This window comes from Luteitalea sp. (assembly GCF_022842525.1).
GTDB lineage: Bacteria > Acidobacteriota > Vicinamibacteria > Vicinamibacterales > Vicinamibacteraceae > Luteitalea.
In genome coordinates, this window is the sequence record NZ_JALHPM010000374.1 from 1 (window position 1) to 2,640 (window position 2,640).

At 67.4% G+C, this 2,640-nt stretch carries 5 protein-coding genes; all 5 read right to left on the bottom strand.

All coding sequences use genetic code 11. The features are described from left to right. On the bottom strand, nt 1-1,021 hold a 1,021-nt coding region (locus Q0C41_RS31145; RefSeq protein WP_291990903.1), incomplete at its 3' end, for a tyrosine-type recombinase/integrase. 2 nt (nt 1,022-1,023) lie between these two features. Further along, nucleotides 1,024-1,248: a hypothetical protein gene (locus Q0C41_RS31150; protein ID WP_291990905.1), complete on the bottom strand. Its 225-nt coding sequence runs from the start codon at nt 1,246-1,248 to the stop codon at nt 1,024-1,026. Continuing rightward, nucleotides 1,245-1,466 (bottom strand): hypothetical protein, encoded by a 222-nt coding sequence (locus Q0C41_RS31155; protein ID WP_291990907.1) that lies wholly within the window; start codon nt 1,464-1,466, stop codon nt 1,245-1,247. The genes Q0C41_RS31150 and Q0C41_RS31155 overlap by 4 nt, the downstream gene beginning before the upstream one ends. Continuing rightward, on the bottom strand, nt 1,463-1,690 hold the full coding sequence (locus Q0C41_RS31160; RefSeq protein ID WP_291990909.1) for a hypothetical protein: 228 nt from the start codon (nt 1,688-1,690) through the stop codon (nt 1,463-1,465). The genes Q0C41_RS31155 and Q0C41_RS31160 overlap by 4 nt, the downstream gene beginning before the upstream one ends. Before the next feature lie 384 nt (nt 1,691-2,074). Continuing rightward, the coding region (locus tag Q0C41_RS31165) for a hypothetical protein (RefSeq protein ID WP_291990911.1) at nt 2,075-2,640 on the bottom strand (566 nt) is incomplete at its 5' end.

The window sequence follows — 2,640 nt, forward strand, 5'->3', positions numbered from 1 at the left end:
TCGGGACGACGATCCGGTCGTCGCGGTCGGTGTAGATGGCGGTCGTGCGCTGCTCGACGTGCCCGAGGAGCTGTCGCGCTGCCTCGCGGCCGGCCTGACGTTCGGCCAGGATGCCTGCCCGAGCACGGATGTCGTGCTCGTGATACCGCTCACCGCCTGCGGCGACGAACTTCCGCATCTGGTACTGCCAGTTCGACTCCCATCCGTCGCGGGTGTACGCCTGCCCCTTGCGGTTGCAGAACAACGCCAGCGACCCCACGGGACGCCGGAGGGCGAGAATCTGGTCGAGCAGCTCGCGCAGCCCGGTGGACTCGCCCGACTCGGGGTCGACGAACAGCAGCCGGGTGTGACGACCGCCCCCCTTGCCGATCGGCACCCTCAGACAGTCGTCCAGGATCATCGCCCGGGTGAGCCGGAGGATGTCGGACATGCGCAGGCTCGTCAGGAGCTTCAGGGCGACGTAGAGGCGGACCTGTTGATTCCCGAGAGCGCAGAAGGCCTCCAGCTCGGCCAGCGACGGCGCGCGAGTGCGGCGGACCTCCGGCATGCGCTTGACCTCGCGGCACGGGTTCTCCGTGATGATCCCGAGGGGATCGGCCGCGTACCCGAGGAGCACCTTCAGGGCCGACAGGGCCTGATTCCACTGTCGTGGTGCCTGCGGGGCGCGAGCACGCTTCCACTCCAGAACGTCGGCCTGCCCCAACTCGTGCGGCTCGTAGTGCCCGAACACGCGACGCAGCTCGGCGTGGTGACGGCGGCGATCGACCTGGGTGCGCTCCGCGAGCTTCGCGAAGGCCTGCGATCGCTCGAACTCGTCGATCAGATCGGCAATGGTGACCACGACTGCCGGCCGGTCCACGAGCTTGCCGTACTCGGCCAGGGCGGCGGCGAGGGACAGCGGACGCCCATCGGCGTCGCGGAACCAGTGCTTCGGCCTGCCCTTCGGCCACAGGTAGTAAACGCCCCGGTCGCAGTACATGCGCTCGGGGAGGTCTCGACGATGAATGCGGCGGCGTCCCATCGCTACATGGTAGCGGTGTCGAGGTTCGGCCGCTTTCTGCGCCTGGGCGCCTGGGTGGAGTGCTGCGAGGATAGGGCACGCTCCAGGTCGGCCGGGAGCACGATCGGCCAGCCGAGGGCGTCGGGGAGAGCGGGGAGCCCGATGTTCCGGAGCATGCTGGTGAGCTTCGCCTTCGACCGAACGCCGAACAGCTCGCGCAGCTTGTCGGGGGGCACGCGATCGATCACGGGTTGCTCCCGGCCAGCTCGTCGACCGTTTCGGCCGCGATCGTGGGCGACAGCTTCCCGGTGCGCCACAGGACGGCCGCGCACATGCTGCGGTTCCCGTTTCGGCACCACCACACGAAGCTGTCGAAACGCGCGCCCATGATGGCGCGGGCCGTGTCTAAGTGGCTCGGCCGTTTCGTGGCGACCGGGGCTGGGGCGAAGAGGTCGAGCTGGTTCACGGCACTGCCTTCTGGATGCCGGGGCCATCGAACAGCGCGCGTTGCGCTGCTTCGGAGGGGGGCAGGCTCTTGAGGGTCGCCAGCACGGCGCGCATGCGTCGAAGCTCGGTGTCGGCTTCGTCCTGGTGCATGCGTCCCGCGCGCACCCACTGCGGATAGACCCTCTCCCGCATCGCGATCTCGCGCTTCACGCACTTGATCTGCTCGTCGAGTGTGACCTTCATCCTTCAGCCCTCCGCAATAGCAGCCACGCGGCCATGATCCCGTTCTGGCTCGCCGCGTAGATCACGTCCCTGCGCCATCCGTAGCGACGCGGATGTGCCCATCGATACCCGGCCGCGAACACTCTGCAAGTGACCCGGTTTCGCCACTGCTGAGGCCTTCGGAAATAGTCGCGCCTTGGGTGCCGTCTCATCCCTCACCCCCTGCCGCGCGAGGCGGCGGCGCTTCGGGATACCGGGGCAGAGGGCAGAACCACGGGATGCCGCGTGCCTCTTGCTCGTCCAGAGGCCTACGAATCTCCCGGCATTCGTAGCGACCTCCGGAGGAGTAAGTCCTGTGCGGGCACTCGCGACACGTCTTAACGAGCGCCAATATGCGAACGTCGCTCATCCCTCACCCCCTGCCGCGCGCAGCGGCGGGTGCGGCATCCAGTGCGATGGCCGGTGCTTGGGATTCACGTCCACGGCAACCATGGTCCGCCCAAACACCCACATCTCGCAGTCGTCACGCTGAACGCGGTACGAAGTGACCGCGACTTCGTTGTGCAGCGTCAAGATGCGCGTGCCGTCCTGCGGTGCGGTGTCGAAGGGGAGCCACGGATCGTCGCTCGGCCTCACGGCCGCGAGCAGGACGGCGCGGAGGGCTTTGGCGGCGTCTTTGCTGCGCACGTTTCCCATGATGCAAGTGTCAGGCTCCCACGACTCGCAACAACTCAGCATGGCGCGAAGTGTGTCTCGCGTGGCCTGATAGTCGGACGCGGCAAGCAACTCCTCGCAGGTAATCCAGTCCTTCTTTTCTGGCCTCGACTCGCTCACCGCATCACCCCGCGCAGGCAAGCGTGGCACCCGTCTCCGGGCCGCTGGTTCTTCGACTCGACGCCGCAGGCCGAGCACCGAGTGATCGGGTAGTACGTCATCGCGCGGCCCTTCGATCTTGCAACTTGTCTTTGACG

Excerpts from the sequence above, each read along its gene's own strand:
- Q0C41_RS31160 (WP_291990909.1), bottom strand. The coding sequence starts at position 1,690 with ATGAAGGTCACACTCGACGAGCAGATCAAGTGCGTGAAGCGCGAGATC.